12 protein-coding genes are annotated in these 20,568 nt (G+C 74.1%); 4 read left to right on the forward strand and 8 right to left on the reverse strand.

What is annotated here, in order from left to right; translation table 11 throughout:
• The first annotated feature begins 63 nt into the window (after positions 1-63).
• A complete protein-coding gene (locus OG617_RS26590) occupies positions 64-1,287 on the forward strand; it encodes a multidrug effflux MFS transporter (RefSeq protein WP_405103968.1) in 1,224 nt (407 codons plus the stop codon).
• 61 nt (positions 1,288-1,348) lie between these two features.
• Here the strand turns inward: OG617_RS26590 and OG617_RS26595 are convergent, their stop codons facing one another.
• Positions 1,349-1,978, reverse strand: a complete 630-nt coding sequence (locus tag OG617_RS26595; RefSeq protein ID WP_405095672.1) for a CG0192-related protein — start codon at positions 1,976-1,978, stop codon at positions 1,349-1,351.
• 323 nt (positions 1,979-2,301) lie between these two features.
• Here OG617_RS26595 and OG617_RS26600 point away from each other — a divergent pair, with 323 nt between their 5' ends.
• A complete protein-coding gene (locus tag OG617_RS26600) occupies positions 2,302-2,733 on the forward strand; it encodes an ATP-binding protein (protein WP_405095673.1) in 432 nt (143 codons plus the stop codon).
• 87 nt (positions 2,734-2,820) lie between these two features.
• Here the strand turns inward: OG617_RS26600 and OG617_RS26605 are convergent, their stop codons facing one another.
• A complete protein-coding gene (locus OG617_RS26605) occupies positions 2,821-3,840 on the reverse strand; it encodes a helix-turn-helix domain-containing protein (RefSeq protein WP_405095674.1) in 1,020 nt (339 codons plus the stop codon).
• 148 nt (positions 3,841-3,988) lie between these two features.
• Between OG617_RS26605 and OG617_RS26610 the strand changes: the two genes are divergently transcribed.
• Positions 3,989-7,969 (forward strand): S8 family serine peptidase, encoded by a 3,981-nt coding sequence (locus OG617_RS26610; protein ID WP_405095675.1) that lies wholly within the window; start codon positions 3,989-3,991, stop codon positions 7,967-7,969.
• Between the two features lie 144 nt (positions 7,970-8,113).
• Here the strand turns inward: OG617_RS26610 and OG617_RS26615 are convergent, their stop codons facing one another.
• The 6 genes from OG617_RS26615 to OG617_RS26640 are packed head-to-tail and all read right to left on the reverse strand — an operon-like array spanning position 8,114 to position 16,273.
• Positions 8,114-8,437, reverse strand: a complete 324-nt coding sequence (locus tag OG617_RS26615) for a CU044_2847 family protein (protein ID WP_405095676.1) — start codon at positions 8,435-8,437, stop codon at positions 8,114-8,116.
• 28 nt (positions 8,438-8,465) lie between these two features.
• Positions 8,466-9,827, reverse strand: a complete 1,362-nt coding sequence (locus OG617_RS26620) for an ABC transporter substrate-binding protein (protein WP_405095677.1) — start codon at positions 9,825-9,827, stop codon at positions 8,466-8,468.
• Positions 9,824-10,978: a hypothetical protein gene (locus tag OG617_RS26625; RefSeq protein WP_405095678.1), complete on the reverse strand. Its 1,155-nt coding sequence runs from the start codon at positions 10,976-10,978 to the stop codon at positions 9,824-9,826. The genes OG617_RS26620 and OG617_RS26625 overlap by 4 nt, the downstream gene beginning before the upstream one ends.
• Positions 10,975-12,402 (reverse strand): VWA domain-containing protein, encoded by a 1,428-nt coding sequence (locus OG617_RS26630; protein ID WP_405095679.1) that lies wholly within the window; start codon positions 12,400-12,402, stop codon positions 10,975-10,977. Before OG617_RS26630 ends, OG617_RS26625 begins: the two co-directional genes overlap by 4 nt.
• Positions 12,403-12,422: 20 nt before the next feature.
• Positions 12,423-14,618, reverse strand: a complete 2,196-nt coding sequence (locus OG617_RS26635; RefSeq protein ID WP_405095680.1) for a tetratricopeptide repeat protein — start codon at positions 14,616-14,618, stop codon at positions 12,423-12,425.
• Entirely contained in the window at positions 14,618-16,273 is a 1,656-nt protein-coding gene (locus OG617_RS26640; protein ID WP_405095681.1) for a trypsin-like peptidase domain-containing protein, read from the reverse strand. The genes OG617_RS26635 and OG617_RS26640 overlap by 1 nt, the downstream gene beginning before the upstream one ends.
• 317 nt (positions 16,274-16,590) lie before the next feature.
• Between OG617_RS26640 and OG617_RS26645 the strand changes: the two genes are divergently transcribed.
• Positions 16,591-20,568, forward strand: a complete 3,978-nt coding sequence (locus OG617_RS26645; RefSeq protein WP_405095682.1) for a non-ribosomal peptide synthetase — start codon at positions 16,591-16,593, stop codon at positions 20,566-20,568.

Consider the following 20,568-nt stretch of genomic DNA (forward strand, 5'->3'; position numbering starts at 1 on the left):
GTGACCGCCGCCGGTGTCGACGCCTCCCGGGCGTCGACGACGCCCCGGACACCGGGCGACCTGATGAGCCGGCGGCAGCGCCTGCGACTCGTCCTCGTCCTCGGCTCGCTGATCGCGGTGGGCCCGCTGACCATCGACATGTACCTGCCCGCACTGCCCGCGCTCGTCACCGACTTCGGCACCACGTCGGCGGCGGTCCAGATGACCCTCACCGGCACGCTGGCGGGCCTCGCCCTCGGCCAACTGGTGATCGGCCCGCTGTCCGACGCCGTCGGGCGGCGCAAGCCCCTGATCGCCGGCATCGCGCTGCACGTCGTGGCATCGCTGCTCTGCGTCGTCGCGCCGAACATCGCGGTCCTCGGCGCGCTGCGGGTGGTGCAGGGACTCGGAGTCGCAGCCGCGTCGGTGGTCGCGATGGCCGTGGTCCGCGACCTGTTCGACGGCACGGAGTTCGCCCGACTGCTGTCCCGGCTGCTGCTGGTCATGGGCGCGGCGCCGATCCTCGCGCCGACCCTCGGCAGCGGGCTGCTGCGCTGGACGGACTGGCGCGGCGTGTTCGTCGCCCTGGCCGCCTTCGGAGTGCTGCTCGTCGTGGTCGCCGCGCTCGGCCTCCGCGAGACGCTGCCGGCCGAACGGCGCCGGCGCGGCGGGGTGCGCGCAACGGCACGGGTGTACGGCTCGCTGCTGCGGGACCGCACGTTCGTCGGCCTGGTCGTGGTCGCCGGGCTGGCCATGGCGGCGCTGTTCGCGTACGTGGCCGGGTCGTCGTTCGTCTTTCAGGAGCAGTACGGGCTGAACGAGCAGCAGTTCGGGCTGGCCTTCGGCGCGGGTGCGGTCGGCCTGATCGCGGCGACCCAGGGCAACGTACGACTGTTGCGCCACTACTCGCCGCAGCGGATCCTCGTGGCCGCCCTGGCCGTGGGGACCGTGGCCGGGCTGGCGCTGCTCGTCTTCGCCGCGACCGGGATCGGCGGGCTGCCGAGCCTGCTGGCGTCCCTGTGGGTGGTGCTGGCGGCGGCGGGCCTGGCGATGCCGAACGCGCCGGCCCTGGCCCTGTCCCGGCACGGCGAGGCGGCCGGCACCGCCTCGGCGCTGCTCGGCGCGGTGCAGTTCGGCGTCGGCGCGCTGGCCGCGCCCCTGGTGGGCGCGCTGGGCACCGGCGCGGTGGCGATGGCCGTGGTCGTCGCCGGTGGCATGGTGGCGGCGACGGCGGTCCTGCTGCTGGTGGTGCGGCCGGCGAGGCTCGCCGAACTGGAGCCGGGCGCGGTGGTCGTGGCGGCACACTGAGCCCTCGGGGCCGCCCACCAGCCGGGGACGTACCCGACGTCGGGGCGGCCCGCCGGGGCGGTCAGCGCAGCGTGGCGTACGCCAGCGGCAGGGCGGGCCGGCCGGCCCACGTCCCGGTCAGCCGGTGCCCGGTCAGGCCGGTGTCGGCACCGAGGCAGCGGACGACGGCCAGCTCGACCGGGCCGGCGACGATCCGGGTCGGGTCGCCGTCCTCGACCCGGTCGACCGGGCCGACGGCCGGGACGTCGGCCGTGCGGGGGCCGTCGGCGGCGACCGCCATGCTGGGCGCCCGGTGTTCGCGCCGGCCGTCCACCTCGAGGTACTCCTCCGCCTGGCCGCCGTCGGCGAGGATCGCCCGGGCCAGGGCCCCGGCGTAGACCGGGTCGCCGCAGGCGTCGTACACCCAGCGCCGGCCCAGCACCGAGTGCTCGCAGGTCCCGACGAGCCACGCCTCGGCACCGTCCAGCGGCACGCCCCGGTAGGTCAGCGGCACCTGGTGCACGGGCCCCGCACCGGCCCGGACCAGCAACGTCTCGATCCCGACCGCTCCGGCGGGGTCATCGAACCGGTACGCCGCGACCCGTTCGACCGCGCCCCCGTCGGCCCCCCGGAACCAGGGGCGGCCGGGGAGCCAGGTCGCCAGGAGTTCGAGCTTCGTGGGGCGCAGCTCCGCCCGGTGCAGCAATGCCATAATCGGATCATAGGGACGCCAGGCCGATCCCTGGCCGCCGCCCGGCGGTGAGGACGTGGGCTGGGCGTCGGCGTGCCCGTGACCGTCGACGGGCGGGGAGCCGGTGCGGGCCGGGCCGGCGGCACTGCATTGAACGCGGCAGCCGGACCGGCCCGGGCGCGTCGGCGCGAGCTGGGGAGCAAGCCGGTGGGCGCCGCGACGGTGGCTGCGTCGCTGCCCTGCCGGGCGTGCCACACTGGCAGCCGTCAGCCGCCGGTCGGCGGCGATCCGATGGGCGTCGACGAGGACCCGCTCACCGCCTGCCATCGCCTCTGGAGCGCCTGTTGCCGCCGGAATCCGCGCTTTCCGCCTCCCGTCACTGGCCGTACCTGGCGACCCTGCCCGTGCTGCCCAACGCCGGCAGCGCAAGCGCGGAGGGACGCCGCTTCGTCGCCGAGCACCTGCGCCGGTGGCGGGTGCCGGACCTGGTGGCCGACACCGCCGTGCTGCTGACCAGCGAGATCATCACCAACGCCGTGCGGTACGGGCCGCCCCCGCTGTGCCTGCGGCTGGGCCTGCGCGCCGACCAGGTCCGGGTGGAGGTCACCGACTCGAACCCCATGCTGCCGGTGCTCGCCCGCCCGGGCCTCGAGGCGGTCGGCGGGCGGGGCATGTGGCTGATCGACACCCTGGCCGCAGCCTGGGGCTGCCACCCGGATCCCCAGGGCAAGATCGTCTGGTGCGAGCTGCGCCTCCCCGCCTCCGACGGCAGCTAGGGCCGCATCGGGGAGGGTTTGCCCTGTGCTGGTGTGACGCGCCGGGTGGATGCTGGTTCGGATGCCGCCGGCGCTGCGACCGTCACGTCAGTCCGCGCTCGGTGGCTGCACCCAGCCGCGATGCGCCGCCCGCAGTCCGGCCTGGAAGCGGGTCTGGGCGCCAAGTTGGTCCATCAGACTCCGGACCCGGCGTTGCAGCGTGCGGTAGGAGAGCCCGGTTTGGCGGCTTATCGCCTCGTCGCCCAGGCCTGCGGCGAGCAGTGACACCAGGGTGGCCTCGAACGGGGTGGGCACGGCTCGCGCTGGGGTGAGGTCTTCCGGGCTCGGGTCCGCCGCGCCGAGCTGCGGCAGCTGCGGCAGCGGCACCGCCTGCCGCCACAGGGTGTCGAACAGCGATTGCAGGGCGTCGAGCAGCTCCGAGGGGCGAACGATGGCAGAGGCATGGATGGTGTGATGTTTGGTTTGCAGGGCCACCAGGGCGATCTGGCCATCGATGAGGTACATCTTGACCGGTACTCCGGATGCCACCCGGGCACGCTCGCCCGCGGCGGCGACCGACTGGTAGTGCCCTGACCACCAGCCGGGGATGTCCAGGGTGGCCCGGTCGTAGACCACCCGGAAGTTCACGCCCTTGGCGAGCGCGTCGAGCTCGAGCTGGTTGGTGGCGAGGGGATCGTCGAGGTAAGGCGGCCGGTCGAAGGCACACATTTCCCGTCGCGCGGCGCGGATGAGGCGCTGGCCGCGCTCGTGGACCGCCTTCTGGCCGACGACGATCTCGACCAATCCGGTGGGATGCTGGGTGGACAGCACACGATGGTACGCCTCGTCGAGCTGCAGGGCGGTGGCCCGGACCAACTTGAGTTCGGCTTCCTTGCGCAGGATCAGCGCCTCCAGGGCGACGTCCGGCGGCGCGGGCGGGTACCGCACGACGGGCCCGGGCACCGGACGGACCAGATCGAGCTTTTCGAGTGCGGCCAAGGCGTCGTGGATCTGTTGTGGCGTCAGCCGCGTCATGTCGCCGAGGTCGTCGACCGACGCGCTGGGCTGACGAATCAGGGCCTGGTAGACGAGCTGTTCGGTGCCGTCGAGGCCAAGGGCGTCGAGCATGTATTGATCATGCCTGGTCAGGTCGGCTCCGTCGTTGGCGGGTTCACGCCGGCGACGTGAACACGCCGCGCCCAGCACTTCCGTGCTGGTGGCGCATTGCTCGATCCTCAGACCCACCATCCCCAGTCCCACATCCCAAGGAGCATCCATGAGTCGTCGACGATGGAGATCGCGCGACACGATAGTCGGGGTTTCCGTCCTCGGGCTGGTCCTCTCCGGCGCCGCACCGGCCACGGCGCGCCCGGACCTCCCGACCGTCCCGGCCGTCGTCCCGGCCGTCGTCCCGGCCGGAGCCGACCCGGACGGTGTCGCGCCGGGCGCGCGTCGGGTCACCCTGATCACCGGCGATGTCGTCCACTACCAGGTGGACAAGGAGGGAACGCCGCGCGTCACGCTGGAGCCGGCGCTGCGCTCCGGCCGCGGCGCGATGAGTTTCCTGCAGGTCCCCGACGGTGACTCGTACTACGTCTACCCGTCCGACGCCATGCCGCTGGTCGACGCGGGCAAGCTGGACCGGGCCCTGTTCGACGTCGGCTACCTGGTCAACAACGGCTACACCGACGACCTGACCGACGAGCTTCCGGTGATCGCCCAGTACGGCACCGGCGCCCGCAGCGCGAACTCGCCGAACGCGAGCACGCTGAAGGCGCGGGCCGAAGCCCTGCCGGCCAACACCGACGTGGCGGCGCTGCCCAGCGTCGGCGGTGCCGGGTTCGACGTGACCAAGCAGCAGTCCGGCGACTTCTGGGCCGCGGTGGCGGGTGCCCAGAGCGGCGCGGGAGCCCGTGCGTCGACGTTGGGCGCCGGGCTGACCAAGCTCTGGCTGGACCAGCGGGTCTACCCGACGCTGGACCGCAGCGTGGCGCAGATCGGCGCGCCCGAGGCGTGGAAGGTCGGCCTCGACGGGACCGGGGTGAAGGTCGCTGTCCTGGACAGCGGCATCGACCTCAACCACCCGGACTTCGGCGGTGGCCGGATCGTGGCGGCGGTGAACCACACCTCCACCCCGTCCATCCACGACAACTTCGGCCACGGCACCCACGTGGCCTCGATCATCGCGGGCAGCGGCGCCGCCTCCAACGGCAAGTACAGGGGCGTGGCCCCGGGCGCATCGTTGATGGTCGGCAAGGTGCTCGGCGACTACGGCACGGGCAGCACCCGGAACGTGATCGCGGGCATGGAGTGGGCGGCCGCGGCCGGCGCCGACATCGTCAACATGAGCCTCGGTGGCGGTGGCGACCACACCAGTCCGCAGAGTGTCGCTCTCAACAACCTGACCTCGCAGTACGGGACGCTCTTCGTGGTGGCCGGCGGCAACAGCGGCCCCAACCCGCAGACCCTGGGAGCGCCCGGCGTCGCCGAGGCGGCGCTGACCGTGGCCGCGGTGGACCGCGACGACAAGACGGCCAGCTTCTCCAGCCGCGGGCCCCGGCGGCTTGACCATGGCCTCAAGCCGGACATCTCCGCCCCGGGCGTCGGCATCGTGGCCGCGCGCTCCGAGCCGAGCATCATGGGCGGCGCGGCCGGTGAGCGCTACCTGGCGGCCAACGGCACCTCGATGGCGGCCCCGCACGTGGCGGGCGCCGCGGCGATCCTCGGCCAGCAGCACCCGGACTGGGCGGCCAAGCAGCTCAAGCCGGTGCTGGTCAGCACCGCCAAGGACACCGGAAGCCGCGCCTACGAGCAGGGCGCCGGCCGGGTCGACGTGGCCCGGGCGGTGCGCCAGCAGGTGTACGCGACCAACAGCCTCGACTTCGGTCTGATCACGTACGGGCAGACCGCGGCATCGAGCCGCACCGTCAGCTACGTCAACAACTCGACGACGCCGGTCACGCTGCGGCTGACCGCGACGCTCTCCACCGACAAGGGCAACGCCCCCGCCGGGATGCTCACCCTCGACAGGGAGACCGTGACGGTACCGGCCAACGGCACCGCCGACGTGACGGCGACCGTGCACCCCGCAGCCGGCAGCGAGGCCACCTGGTACGAGGGCGCGTTGCGGGCCAGCGCGGAGGGGATCGAGGTCGGCACCGCCATCGGGCTCTACAAGGAGCCCCAGTCGTTCCAGGTCACCGGCAAGCTGATCCTGCCGGACGGGGTGGACCCGGCGTACTTCTACCCCGGCAACTGGGTGTTCGCCCGCACCGACGGCCGCAAGGACCGCGGCGGAGCGGTGCTCGGCGGCGCGGGGACCGAGACGACGGCCCGCGTCTACGGTGGTGAACACGCCCTGGCGGTGATGGTCGACTGGTTCGACTCGGACGGCCGCAACAGCGCGATCGCCATGCAGCCGGAGTTCGACGTCACCGAGGACACCACGGTGACCCTGGACCTGCGCAAGCTCCGAAAGATCACCGTCGACACGCCGAAGGGCAGCGACAACTACCAGATGGTGTTCGGGGCGCTGCGGTTGGGCGCCAACAACTACGGCGGCGTGCAGGGCTCCGCGATGGCCCGACCGGCCGACGGTTGGGACGGCTGGCTGCTGCCCACGAAGCCGGTGCGGCAGGGCGTGTTCCAGGCGTTCAGCCAGCACCTGCTCGGCGCACCGCAGATCGCCATGTCGGTGCGCGGTCCGCGTGGCCTCGACCTGCACCCGCGCTACCAGGCCGCCGACGCGGTGCTGCCCAAGCTCGACGGCCGGCGCACCCTGCCGGTGGTCCAGGCCGGCACCGGCACCACCGAGGACTTCGCCACTGTGGATGCGAAGGGCAAGCTGGTGCTGCTCGACCTCTCCGACGCCTGCCCGCTGATCGTGTGCGGGGAGGAGGTCGCCACCCGGGTCGGCAACGCCGCGCAGGCCGGGGCTGCGGCGGTGCTGGGCTTCGGCAAGCAGGGCCACGTCATGATCGGCGACACCACCTGGCCGGTCTACCCGATCCCGACGATGAGCATCCCGGTGGCCGAGGCCCGGACGCTGCTCGGACGGCTGAAGGGCGGCGCGGTCAGCGTCAACACCTCCGGTACGGCGGTCAGCCCCTATCGGTACGCACTGGCGTTCCCGGAGTTCGGCCGCGTGCCTCAGAAGCTGACCTACCGGGTCACCGACCGGCAGCTCTACCAAATCGACAACCGGTTCCACTCCGACGCCCCGGCCACCGTCGGCCAGGTATGGTCGGCCCAGCACGCTGACATGCTCGTGTCCGCGATCACCAGAGCGGCGCCACGCCGGGCGCAGAGCACGGTCACCGAGTACGTCGGCCCGATCTCCGGCGACGTGCTGTGGAATCGCACGGCGGACTACACGTACGACGAGCCGGTGAACGGGGTCCAGTACGGGCCGGCCCCCTGGGCGAACGAGATCTTCACCAAGCCCGGACGGCGCACCGAGGCGTGGAACTCCCAACCGCTCGCCACCGGACCGCACGGCTCGCCCGCGAACGTGCTGGCCCACCCGTGGGGCGCCTACAGTTGCTTCACCTGCCGCGCCGGCGACACCATGGTCTTCGACACGCAATCGCTCGACCAGGCCGGCCACAGCACGCAGGGCCGGCCCGGCGAGTGGACGCTGTCGCGGGACGGCCAGGAGATTCCCGTCAAGGAGCGGGGATACCTGGTGAACGCCATCTTCTTCATGCTGCGGTACCCGGTCGACACCTTCGACGTGCCGGCCGAACCCGGCCGGTACCGGCTCACCCACACCGCCACCGCCAGAAACCCGCAGCAGCGGTACGCCACCAAGGAGGACGCGGTCTACACGTTCCGGTCGCAGCGGCCGACCGCCGAGACCGCGGACTTCGCGTCCTGCATCGGCCAGACCCTGCTGGGACGGGCTGAGCTGTGCCAGGCGGAGCAGATCCTGCGGCTGCGCTACGACACGGAGGTCGACCTGGCCAACCAGGCCGTCGCCGGCCGGTCGCAGGAGATCACCATCGGCGGCCACTACGGCAACGGCCTGGCCGCGCCGAAGCTGCGCAGCCTGAAGATGTGGGTGAGCACCGATGACGGTGCGAACTGGAAGTCCGTCAAGGTGGACAAGCACAACGGCAAGTTCACCGGACGGATCAACCACCCGAAGCTGGAGCAGACGACGGGCGCGGTCAGCATCCGCGTCCACGCCGTCGACGAGAACGGCAGCACCGTCGAGCAGACCCTGCACCGCGCCTACGGCCTCCGCAGTGCGCGCTAGGTAGGAAGGTCCACCGTGTGAGGCGGGGCCGGGAGTCATCCCGGCCCCGCTTCGCATGCCGGCCGGACAGTGGCCCGGTTGGGGCTCGCGTGCGGCGGGGGAGGGGCTAGACCACCGCGCCGGCGGTCCCCGGGGAGGCGTCGGTCAGGCGGCGGGGGACCGGTGCCAGCGCACGGTCACCTGGAGCTGCCCCTGCACCCCGGTGCGGGCGATCAGCGCGCCCGCCTCGGCGCTGAGCTGGACCCCGAAGCTGATCTCCACCTCGTCCGGCCGGTCGGCCATGGACCGGAACTCGGTCAACGCGGCGGACGCCGCGTCGCGCGCCTGGCCGATCGCCCGGTTGAAGCTCATCCCGGCCCTGCGCAGCACGTCCTCGGCGGTGGAGGCCGGGGTGATCCCCGGCGTGTCGTCCACGGCGACGAGCACGATGCCGCCGCCGTCCAGGGCGAACTCGACCACCTCGGTCATCAGCCAGTCCTCTCTCGATCGCCCGCCGTCAGGCGCTGAGGCAGGTCAGCCTCAGCCACTGGTCCTTCGGCGTCCGGCCCCGCACGGTATCGAGCTCGGTCAACAACCTGTCGAGCAGCGCGGGATCGTCCAGGTACCGCAGCACGGCGGACTGGAACGCCGCAGTCATCGTCGCCGGCATCATGTCCGAGGCGTCGCGGCAGCGGGTGCCGGTGGTCAGGGCCCGCGCGATGCGGCGCTCCAGGCCGTCCGGGTACGCCGTCGGGTCGGTGCCCGCGTTCAAGGTGAACGCCAGGTGCTTGCTCGCCTCCCGCCACAGCTTGCGGGCCGGATCGCCGGCCAGGTAGCGGATCAACTCCCGGGCCTCGGGCGTGTCCCGGAACATGCCCACCACGTCCTCGGAGACCTCCTGGACCGGAACGGTCGCAGCCGGGCCGGACGCCGGGAACGGGAAGAAGTCGAACCTGCGGGACGGGTCCCGCGACTGGTAGCCCCGGACGATGAACGACGCCTGGTGGTCCAGGTGGCACTTCGGCGGCGAGGCGAACATGCCCAGCCCGGCCGTGTCGAAGTTGGTCAGCAGGGCGTTGTCGGTGCGCCGGCCGGCCGCCACCAGCTCGCCCCACGCCTTCCAGGCGGCCCGCACCCGCGCGGACGTCCACGGCTCGGCCCCCGCCGCCCAGCTCTCGTAGAAGGCGGGCCCGGACTGGTGCAGCAGGATGTCCTCGATCCAGTCGGTGCCGGGCCACCCGGACAGCGGCTGCGCGCCCATCCCGAGGCACCACGGCACGCCCCCGCGGGCCCGGATGTCCCCGGTGAGCCGGACCAACTCCGCCCAGGTTGCCGGGGGGCGCTGCGCGTCGGGACCGCCGGGCGTGCCCCGGACGTGCCAGACCAGGCTCTTGGCGTGGGCGGCGACGGACAGGCCGTACACCCGGGGGTGCCCGTCGCGCGGGCCTTCGAGGTGGAGCAACTGCGGCGCGAGGTCCGCCCGGTCCCGCGCGACGAGGGTGTCGTCGAGCGCGTGCAGGGCGCCGCTCTGGACGTACGTCTGCAGGTCGTTGAGCCGGGGCAGCACCGCCGCATCCGGCGGCCGGTCCCGGTCGACCCCGGACCGCAGCACCTGGCTGACATCCCGGGTGCCCTGGTAGGTGACCCTGATGCCGGTCTCCTTCGTGAAGGCCCCCAGCACCGCCAGGAAGGGTGCGGCCTCGCTACCGCTCTTGAGCTCGGCGTTGATGCGCTTGTCGTCGGTGCTGTCCACTTCGGTCTTGCTGGCGTCGCTCGTGGCCCAGGACGCGACGACGCTCAGGGTGCGGGCCTGCGCGCAGGCGACGAGGCCGCCGGCGGCCAGCAGGACCGGGATCAGGGCGAAGGCTATGCGTCTCATCGCTGCGAAAACCTGTATTCCTCTAGACGGAGCAGGAGGCCGAGGGCGACCATCGCCAGGGCGAACAGGGCCGCGGCGAGTAGGACGACCTCCCCGGCCCGGCTGTCGGCGGCCCGCTCGGCGGATCGGGCGGCGTCCTCGCCGTGCCGGGCACCGGCCTCGGTGACCCCGGGCGAGGACGCCGTCGCCGCGCTGCTCGCGGACGGGGCGGGCGCGGGGGTCGGGCTGCCGGTCGGGGCGGGCGCCGGGCTCGCGTCCCCCCTGACCCGCGCGATCGTGTCCGGGCAGCCCGGCGACCCGCAGGCGGCCGCCAGCAGGGTGGCCAGGCCGCCGCTGTCGCGGGCGGACAGCGCCGCGAGCTGCACCTTTCGGTCGCTGGTGGCCTGGCTCGTGTCGGCCCGGGCGTCGGCGAGCTGGTTCGCCGACCACAGGCTCATCGCGGTGGTGGCGCCCATCACCACCACCGCGAGCGTCGCCAGCAGCAGCGGCACGTTCAGCTGGCGCCGGAACCGCCGGCGCAGGAACCGCTGCGCGGAGAGCAGCAGCGCGAGCAGGGCCAGCACCGGCACGAGCCAGAGGAGCGTCATCTCCCAGCTGGTCCACAGGCCGTCGGTCTGGCCGTTCAGCGCGTCGATCTGCTTGACCCCGAGAGCGTCGAGGCGGCGCAGGATCTCCTCCAGCAGGGTCGACGCGTCCCACAGCGTGGCGGTGCCCAGCACGCTGCCGCCGTCCTGCGCGAAGTACGCGTGGGCCCGCTCGACCAGCCCGGTGTAGGTCACCACCGACGCCTCGACCACCTGGATGTCCCGGCTGCCGCTCTCCCCGGCGGCGTTGTCCTCGGCGGCCTGGGCGAGCTGCTGGCCGGCGCGGGCGATCTGGTTCTGGTAGTCCTCGCCGGGGCTGGCGAGCAGGCGGGTGCCGGCGGAGAAACTGGCCAGGGCCGCGCCGTGCGCCTGCCGGAGGGCGAGCTGGGCGTCGTACACGGCCAGCACCGCCGGCACGGACCGGTCGTGGGCGGCGTCGGCGGTCCGGTGCACCCCGACGAAGACCGCGAGGCAACCGCCCAGCGTGGCCACGATGCCCACGAGCAGCGCGGCGAGGAACCCCCACAGCCTCCGCCGGGTGGTGCTGGTCGGCCGGTCGGCGCTCACGCCGGCACCGGCCCGGCCTCGTCGCTGGTCGGGAACGGTGCGCCGCAGCGCTCGCAGAACCGGGCCTTGGGCGGCGACCGGTGGTCGCAGTGGCAGAGCCGGGGCGGGTCGTCGGGGGCGGGGGCGGGCGGCGGCACCGGCCCGGGCTCGCCGTCGTGCATTGTGAACGTCGACCGCATCGACCCAATGATCACGTCGAGCCGGGCGAGGTCGCCGCGCAGACGTACCGTGCCGGTGTCGACGCCGTCGACGAGCATCCGCAACTGCTCCAGGTGGAGGGCGTCCCCGGCGGCGGTGGCCGCCTCGACCGCGCGGCCGAACAGGCCGACGGCGGCCTCCCGGTCGCCCGTGTCGTACGCGTCGCACCCGTCTGCGATGAGCTGGCTGATCTGCTCCTGCCCGGTGTAGTGGGCGACCCGGGGATCGATCCGGCCGGATAGCAGGTCGGTCCAGTGCGCCAGGACGTTCGCCGGCTTGCCGGCCTGGGCGTCGCCCACCCGCAGGTCGACCAGGGCGACCCGGATGTCCTCGTCCCTCGGCCAGTTCGTCCCGTCCACCTCCAGGCAGAGGTGGTAGTCCCGGCTCTCCTCGCCCCAGGACCCGGTCGGGCACTCCACGGTCCGGTCGTCGACCGGGGTCACCGGCAGGTCCGTCACCGTGGGGTGCACCTGCCGGCAGTACAGCACCCGGGCCGGCGGCACCAGGGCGATCCGCAGCCGGGCCCGGGCCACCTGCTTGGCCATCGCCGCCCGCATGGTCTCCCGGAAGTCGGACTCCAGATCGGTCGGCTGGCGTACCGCGTCGGCGGTGCCGTGCAGCGCCTTGGCGACCCGCATCAGCTCGCGGGGTTCCCATCTGTCGCCGATGCCCCGGGCGTCGCAGACGAACTGCCCCGCGCAGCCGGCCAGCACCTCCGCCAGCCGCTGCGGCGTCTCGTGCTGGTTGCGGCCGTCGGTGAGCAGCAGGGTGTGCCGGATCGCCTCGGGGTGCGCGGCCAGCAGCTCCCGGGCCAGCTCCAGCCAGGTGCCGATCGCCGTGCCGCCGATCGCGACGAGCTTGTTCAGCGCCTGCCGGGCCTTGCGGCGGGTGGCGGGCGAGGAGGTGGCCAGGCCCCGGTGCCGGGGGTAGACCATCCGGGCCTCGTGGGTCCCCTCGACCACGGCGAAGCGGACCCCGTCCGGCAGCACGGCGATGGCGGCGGCGGTGGCCCGCCGGGCGGCGGCGATCTTGGTTGGGGGATACGTCATCGACTCGGAGCAGTCGATGACGATCACCTCGGCGTGTCCCGGCCCGTCCGGGTCTACCCCGGCGCCGGACTGTCCGGCCCGGGCGGTGACGGTGAGGATCGCGTGCAGTTGCCGATCCCCGGGGGAGAGGAACTTGTCGTGGCCGATCGTCAGGTCGAAGTCGAGCCTGCTACGCACCGTTTCGCTCCTCACCGGGGTCAGAGTCTGGTCAGCGGCCGGACCGCGTTTGCCCGGTCGACGAGGACGCCGTGGTCGTTGCGCGTGCGCGCCTGCTGGGCCAGGGCGCGCAGGGACCTCCCGAGCAGCGTCCGCACCGAGCGCTCCGACACCTCGCCGCCGAGCGTCTCGCCGCCGGCCAGCCCGTCGGCCCCGTCGGCCAGCAGCAGGTCCAGGGCCGCCTGCCGGATCGCCGCGGTCATCCGGTCCCGGGCGCCCCCGTCCAGCCGCAGCTCGTCGAGACGGCGGACCGCCTCGTTGAGCTGGGCCGCGTCGTCGGACGGGTCGGCGCCGAGCAGCGTCCCGAGCACCCGGATGGCGGCGATCCGGGCGGCGTCGTAGTGCCGGGAGACGCGGGGGACCTCGTCGAGACGCCGCACCGCCGCCGCGCGGTCACCGGCGGCCAGCCGGAGCCGGGCCAGCCCGAACGCGGCGCTGGCCGCCGACCGGTCCCGGCGCCACACCGTGTGGTAATACCGGCCCGCAGGCTCCGCCCTGCCCTGCTGCTCGTAGCAGTAGCCGAGCGCCAGCTTCGGCGCCACCTCGCCCGGCAGCTCGCGGTACGCCTCGTCGAACCTCCCGGTGGCCTCGGCCACGTCGGACCGGGTCAGCGCCAGCAGCCCTTCGTGCCAGGTCAGCCGCCAGTCGGCCACCGCGTCCTCGCCGAGCAGGGCGCGGGCGGCGGCCAGCGCCTTCCCGGCCGGGCCGGGCTCGGCCAGCTCCAGGTGGGCCCGGCAGCGGGCCAGGTGCAGCTCGACCGACTCCGCCTCGACGGCCGCGAGCCGGGCCAGCAGGCCGCGGGGGTCCAGGGCGCCGATCAGGGCCAGGGCCGGTGTGGCCGGGTCGCCGGCCGCGGGCCGGGGCACCGGCAGGCCGACGGCCACGTCGGCCGGGGCCGGGCGGCCGTGGTGCGGCAGCTCACCGGCCGCCGGCTCGATCCAGGCGGCCAGCGGCGGCACCGCGCCGAGGCCCGCGTCGAGCAGCGCGGCGGTGGGCGCGAACACGGCGGACGGCTCCTGCACCCGGTCCGTCGGCAGATCCCGTAGCAACTCGCGCAGCACGCCCCTGAGCTGCTCGGACATCTCGGTGGCGGACGCGAAGCGGCGCCGCCACCCGGCCTTGGCTCGGCCGACCAGTCGGCGGAAGGACTCCTCCCCGACCGGATCGGGGGCGAGCGGTCGGGCGACGGGCTTGCTCAGCTCCTCCAGCAGGACCCCGACCGCGTACAGGTCCGACCGCACGGTGGACCTGTGCGTCGCCATCTCCTCGTCGCTCACCCGGTACGGGTGGGGGGTGAGGACCCGTGGGCTGGTGTCGTCGTCGGCCCGGCGCGCCCCGCCGAGGTCGATCAGCTTGATCCGGTCCCCGGTCCGGATGACGTTGCCCGGGTGCAGGTCGGTGTAGAGCAGGCCCTTGCCGTGCAGGTACTCCAGCGCGGTCAGGATCTCGTGGCCGTACGCGAGGATGTCCACCAGCGACAGCGTGACGCCCGGCCGGCCGAGGCGGACGGCCAGGAGCAGCTCGTGCAGCGACATCCCGGCGAGGTACTCCATCACGATGTAGCTGGTCTGCCCGCCGAAGAGCCGGTCCTCGGCGGTGACGAAGTTGAAGATCCGGACGATGCTCGGATGGTCCAGTGTGGTCAGGAACCGCCGCTCGGAGACCTCGATCGCCAGCGCCCCCGCGCTGGTCTTGTTGAGCAGCCGCTTCAGGACGACCGGGTTGCGGTCCAGATGGGTGTCCTCGGCGAGGTAGACCTGCCCGAGACCACCCCGGGCCAGGTACCCGACCACCTCGTACTGGTCGGCCACCAGGTCGCCGGGGTGCAGGGCGGGCACGAACGCGAAGGGCGTCCTACAGGTGGGGCAGTAGCCGTGGTCGAGCCGGTCGGCCCCACCCCGACCGACCCGGCCGCCGCACTGGGCGCAGGACCGGCTGTCCTCGGGCACGCTGAGCTGGGGCGAGACCCGGCCGTGCCGGGGGAAGGACAGCACCGGCAGCGGCACGAGGCCGGCCACGATCCAGGAGCTGCCCCCGACCGGCTCCCCGGTCGCCGGACCGTCCGGGAGCGTGTCCTGTGACGCCGGGCGCCCGGGCTTGGGCGCGAGGCCGCAGACCGTGCAGAAGCCGTCGGCGTCGACGGCGCCGGGGCACCCGGGGGTACGCGGGCAGCGCATCAGGACGGCCCTCCTTCCTGCCGGTCGGCGATGGCGCGCCGGACCTGGTCGGCGTACCCGTACACGGCGGCGGTGGCCTCGGTGAGCTCGCACGGGCCGTCCCAGAGCAGGTTGTGGGCCTGCTGGTAGGACGCTCCCAGTTCGTGGTGCTCGGTGAGCCCACCGGCCCCGGCGCGGGCCCGTTGCGCGTCCAGCAGCCCTCGCAGCTCCTGGTGCGCGGACGCCAGCTCGGCCAGCCGCCGCCGCAGCCCCGCCAGCTCGTGCAGGGCCTGGTCGGTGGCCCGCTCCACCGCGGCCAGGTGTTCGGGCAGCGGGCCCGGGTCGGGCTGCCCGGCGGCGGCGCGCAGGGCGGTGAGCCGGACCCGCAGCCGGGTGGCCCGGGCGGGCACCGTCGGCAGCCCGGTCAGCTGCGCCGCCAGCTCGCGGTGGTGCGCGCCGACCAGGCCCTCGGCGGCGCTCAGCCCGGCGATCCGCCGGGCGAGCAGCCCAAGCCGGACGTCGATCGCGGGCCCCCGGAAACCCAGCAGCACCCGCAGGTCGCGTTCGGCCGCCCGGTCGACGATCGGCCCGACCACCTCGGTGAGGAGCTCCTCGGGGTCGGTGGAATCGTCCACGCCGTCGATCAGCACCGACCGCGGCGCCGCCGCGCCGACCAGGTCGGCCACCGGGCCCGCCGCCGGCTCGCCCGCGCCGACGAACTCCAGGATCCGTTCGGCCAGCTCCCGGGGCGGCTTGCCGGAGGCGTCCAGCGACAGGTCGATGCTGCCCAGCGGCGGGACGGTGGGGTCGCCGTCGGCCTCGGCCGGGCCGGCCGAGGCCGGCCGCAGCTCCCGGCTGGACAGCACCACCGCCCGGCGCAGCGCGGCCCACACCGTGGACCCGGGTCGGCCGGTGACGATCACCAGGACGTTCTCGGGCGAGCGGCGGGCGTAGAACCGGGCGATCCACAGCTCGGCCTGGCCGTCCCGTTGGCCCGGGCTCGGTGAGGTGAACCCCTTGTCCACCGAGGACCCGCCGAGGACCCACCGCGCCACTGCGGGCACGTGGCGCAGGATCGTCTCGACCGGGACCATGTACGCGAGGCCGGCGGTCGCGTCGCTGTAGTAGGAGACAACCATGCCGACCACGTGGCCGGTCCGTTCGTCGACGGCCGCCGCCCCGCTGAACCCGCCCCGCACCCACAGCCTGGGGTTCGCCGAGGTCATCTGCACCTGCTCCCCACCGGGCCCGACATGCCCGTCGAGGACGGCGTGGACGGTCTCGCCGTCGCTGAACTCCATCGGGAACCCGAAGGCGTAGACCTGCTGCTGCCAGAGGGGGAGCCGGCGCAGCTCGGCGCCCTGCTGGCCGGGGACCGGGTCCGCCAGTTCGAGCAGGGCGACGTCGCCGTGGCCGTCCTTGTCCAGCGGGGCCCATCCGCCGGGCGTCACGCGCGCCGACCGGGCGGTCAGGTGCGGCAGCCGGACCAGGTCGACCATGACCCGGGTGGCGGGCGGGCCGCCCGTCGCCGCCCCCCGCCGGCCGGCCGAGCGGTCGATGACGTGGGCGCAGGTGAGGACGTGCCGGTCGCCCAGGAGTGTCCCGCTGCCCAGAATCAGGCCGCTGTCCCCACGGATGCGGACCGGCCATGGCTGACGGCCATGACTTTCCTTCACCAGAGCATGGTATTCGTACAATCTTCATTTCGTGGGCCGCGGCATCGACCGTTGTAAGACATGCGACTCGGGTGCGGAACGCTTGTGGCTCCCACTTTCACGCCAATTGTGAATGGCGCAATTCCCGCAGGCCATGGCCAGCCGAAGTGGTCCGTCCCCCACCGCATGGCCGTCGGCACCCGCTCGGCCCGGTGCCGACCGCCGCCGCGTAACCCGGCGCGAACCGGCGCTTCCTACCGTCGCCCCACTCGCATCCGACCGGCCCGACGGTGCCCATCCGCCGCGCGGAGATTCAGGGAGTGGAGGTCGCGACAGACATGACTGAGGTGTACGAACCGACGCGTCAGCCGGCCCGGCTTGGCCCCGAACCGGACGGGTGCCGCCGGGCCCCCACCTCGTTCGCCCAGGGGCGGCTGTGGCTGCTCAGCCAGATAGAGGGGGAGCGCAGCGCGTACAACGTGCTGGTGCCGCTGCGGTTCCGGGGCGACCTCGACGTCGCGGCCCTGACCGACGCGGTGTCCGCGCTGGTGGCCCGGCACGAGGTGCTGCGCACGGTGTATCGGGCCGAGGCCGGCGAGCCGGTGCAGGTGGTTCGCCCCGCCGACCCGGTGCCGGTACCGGTCACCGACCTGTCCGGGCTGGACGACTCCGACCGGGAGGAGGCGCTGGACGCGGTGTTCGAGGATGCCGAGACCCGCCCCTTCGACCTCGCCGACGGCCCGGTGCTGCGGGCGCGGCTGCTGCGCGTCGCCGCCGCCGACGAGCACATCCTGCTGCTCAGCGTGCACCACATCGCGATCGACGCCCCGTCGACCCAGGTGCTCTACCGGGACCTCGCGGCCCTCTACCGGGCCGGGGCCACCGGCGCCCTGGCCGACCTTCCGCCGCTGCCCACCCAGTACGCCGACCACGCCGTCCGGGAGCGGGCGGCGATGGCCGGCCCGCTGCGCGAACGGCAGCTCGGGTACTGGCGGGACCGGCTGCGGGACCTGCCCGCCCTGGACCTGCCGACCGACCGGCCCAGCCCCGCCGCCGCGTCCGCCGAGGGTGGGTTCCTGCGCGCCGCCGTCGAACCGGACCTGCTCGACCGGGTACGCGCGCTCGCCGAATCGTGCGACGCGACCCTCCTCGACGCCGTCGTCGCCGGGGTGGGGTTGCTGATGCGGCGCTACAGCGGCCAGGACGACGTCGCCCTGGGCACCGTCCACTCGCCCCGGGACCGGGCTGACCTCGCCGACCTGATCGGCTTCTTCCCGAACACGGTGGTGCTGCGCGCCGACCTGACCGGGTCGCCGTCGTTCACCGACCTGCTGCGCCGGGCCGCCACCACCACCCGGGACGCGTTCGCCCACAGCGACCTGCCGTTCGACGTCCTCGTCCAGGAGCTGGCCCCGGCCCGCGAGGGCGGCCAGGCGCCGTTCTTCCGGGTGTACGTCAACCTCGACGACACCACCGGCGGGCTGCCGGAGTTCACCGGGCTGACCGCCGAGGCGATCCAGCCGGAGTTCACCAGCGCCCGGTTCGACCTCGGCTTCGTGCTGCGCTGCGGTGGCGCGGAGCCGGAGGTGGACAGCGTCTACCGCAGCGAACTGTTCGACGACGGCACCGTCGCCCGGATGCTCGACCACCTCGTCCGGCTGTGGCGGGCGGCGGTCGCCGAGCCGGACCGGCCGGTCGCCGAGCTGACCATGCTGACCGACGCGGAGGTCGACGACGCGGTGTGGCGGTGGAACGACACCGCCACGGACCTGCCCACCGACCGCTGCCTGCACCAGATGTTCGAGGAGCGGGCCGACCGGCACCCGGACCGCACCGCCCTGGTGTGCGGCGACGCCACGGTCGGCTACGGCGAGCTGGAGCGGCGGGCCAACCGGCTCGCCCACCGGCTCGTCGCGGCCGGGGTGGGGCCGGACACCCTGGTCGGCATCTGCCTGCGTCGCTCCCCGGCCCAGCCGGTGGCGGTGCTCGCGGTGCTCAAGGCCGGCGCGGCGTTCGTGCCGCTGGACCCGGACTACCCGGCGCAGCGGCTGGAGTTCATGTGCCGCGACGCCGGCCTGTGGGGCGTGGTCACCGAGGCCGACCTGGCCGACCGGCTCGACGCCGCCGACCTGGACGCCGCCGACCTGGACGCGGCCCGCCTGGTCGACGTGCACGACGACGCCGGGGACTGGCCGCAGACCCGCCCGGAGGTCGGCGTCACCCCGGACAACCTCGCGTACGTCATCTACACCTCCGGCTCCACCGGCGACCCGAAGGGCATCGCGCTGCGGCACCGGGGTGCGGTCAACAACTTCACCGACTTCAACACCCGCTTCGCGGTCGGCCCCGGCGACGCCCTGCTCGCCGTCTCCTCGCCCAGCTTCGACATGTCCGTCTACGACCTGCTCGGCACCGTCGGCGCGGGCGGCACCACCGTGCTGCCCACCCTCGAGGAGATCCGCCAGCCGGCCGCCTGGGCCCGGCTGGTCCGCGACCACCGGGTGACCGTGTGGCACTCCGCGCCGGCCCTGCTCGACCTGCTGCTGGAACACCTGGAGCGCCACGGCGAGGCGGTGCCGACCGTGCGGCTGGCCCTGCTCGGCGGCGACTGGATCCCGGTCGGCCAGCCGGCCCGGCTGCGCGCCGTCGCCCCGCAGGTGCGGTTCATCGCCCTCGGCGGCGCCACCGAGGCGTCCATGGACTCGATCATCTACGAAGTGGACGAGGTCGACCCGGCCTGGACCAGCATCCCGTACGGCCGTCCCATGGCCAACCAGCGGGCGTACGTGCTGGACCGGTCCGGTCATCCGCAGCCCGTCGGCGTCCCCGGCGAGCTGCACCTGGCCGGCGCGGGCCTGGCCCGCGGCTACCTGGACCGGCCGGAGCTGACGGCAGAGAAGTTCGTCGAGCGCGACCTGCCCGGCGGCCGGCGGGAGCGGCTCTACCGCACCGGCGACCTGGCCCGGTACCGCCGCGACGGGGTGATCGAGCTGCTCGGCCGGATGGACTTCCAGGTGAAGATCCACGGCCTGCGGATCGAGGCCGGCGAGATCGAGTCCGCGCTGCGCGGCTTCCCCGAGGTGACCGAGGCGGTCGTGGTGGCCCGGGGCGCCCCCGGGCACACCACCCTCGCCGCGTTCCTCACCGCCGCCGGGCCGGTCGACACCGAGCGGCTGCGCGCGGCGCTGGGCGAGAAGTTGCCCGCGCACATGGTCCCGGCGGTCCTGGTCGTCCTCGACGCGTTCCCCACCACCCCCAACGGCAAGGTCGACCGCCTGGCCCTCGCCGCCCAGGAGGTCGGCGGGTCCGGCGCCGGGACCGGTGAGGCCCCGCGCGACGAGTGCGAGCGGCGCATCGCCGGGGTGTGGCGCGACGTCCTCGGCGTCGACGAGGTCACCATCGACGACAGCTTCTTCGCCCTCGGCGGGGACTCCTTCGCCGCCGTGCGGACCATGGTCGCCCTGGACAACCCGGTGCCTGTGGTGGAGCTGTTCAAGAACCCGACGATCCGGGGGCTCGCCGACCGGATCCGGGCCGGCGGCGCCAGCACCGAGCTGCTGCACGAGCTGACCCCGCCCGGCGGCGACGCGACGACGACCGTGGTCTGCCTGCCGTACGGCGGGGGCAACGCCATCGCGTACCGGCCGCTGGCCGAGGCGCTGCCCGGGCGGTTCCGGCTGCTCGCCCTCAACCAGCCCGGGTACGACACCGGCGGCGACCCGGCCGACTTCCTCGACTTCGACGAGGTCGTGCGGCGCTGCGTCGACGAGGTGACCGACCGGGTCGACGGCCCGGTGGTGGTCTACGGCCACTGCGCCGGCACGGTGATGGCCACCGCCGTGGCCCGGGGGCTGGAGACCGCCGGGGCGGACCTGCGCGGGCTGTACCTGGCCGCGTCGCTGCCCGCCGACGACCCCGACGCCGCGCTGGCCGCCGAGCGCGTCACCTCCGACGAGGAGTGGGCCGGCTACCTGACCCGGCTCGGCGGCTTCTCCGGCGCCCTGGACTGGGCGGCGGTGGAGCACATGATGACGGCCGGCCGGCACGACCACGTCGGCGCGATGGAACACCTGCGCCGTTGCCGCGTCGCGCCGCCGACCCCGGTGCGGGCCCACACCGTCGCCGTCTTCGGCGACGCCGACCCGGCCACCGAGAACTTCACCGAGCGACACCGCGACTGGTGCCGCCTGGTCAGCGACGTGTCCGTGGAGGTGATCCCGGGCGGCGAGCACTACTTCGTCCGGGACCGGGCCCCGGAGATCGCCGCGCTCATCGACCGCGACCACCCGGCCACCGGCCGGACCGAGGAGGCCTGA

Source organism: Micromonospora sp. NBC_01412 (assembly GCF_045040215.1).
GTDB classification, from domain to species: Bacteria; Actinomycetota; Actinomycetes; order Mycobacteriales; family Micromonosporaceae; genus Micromonospora; species Micromonospora rubida.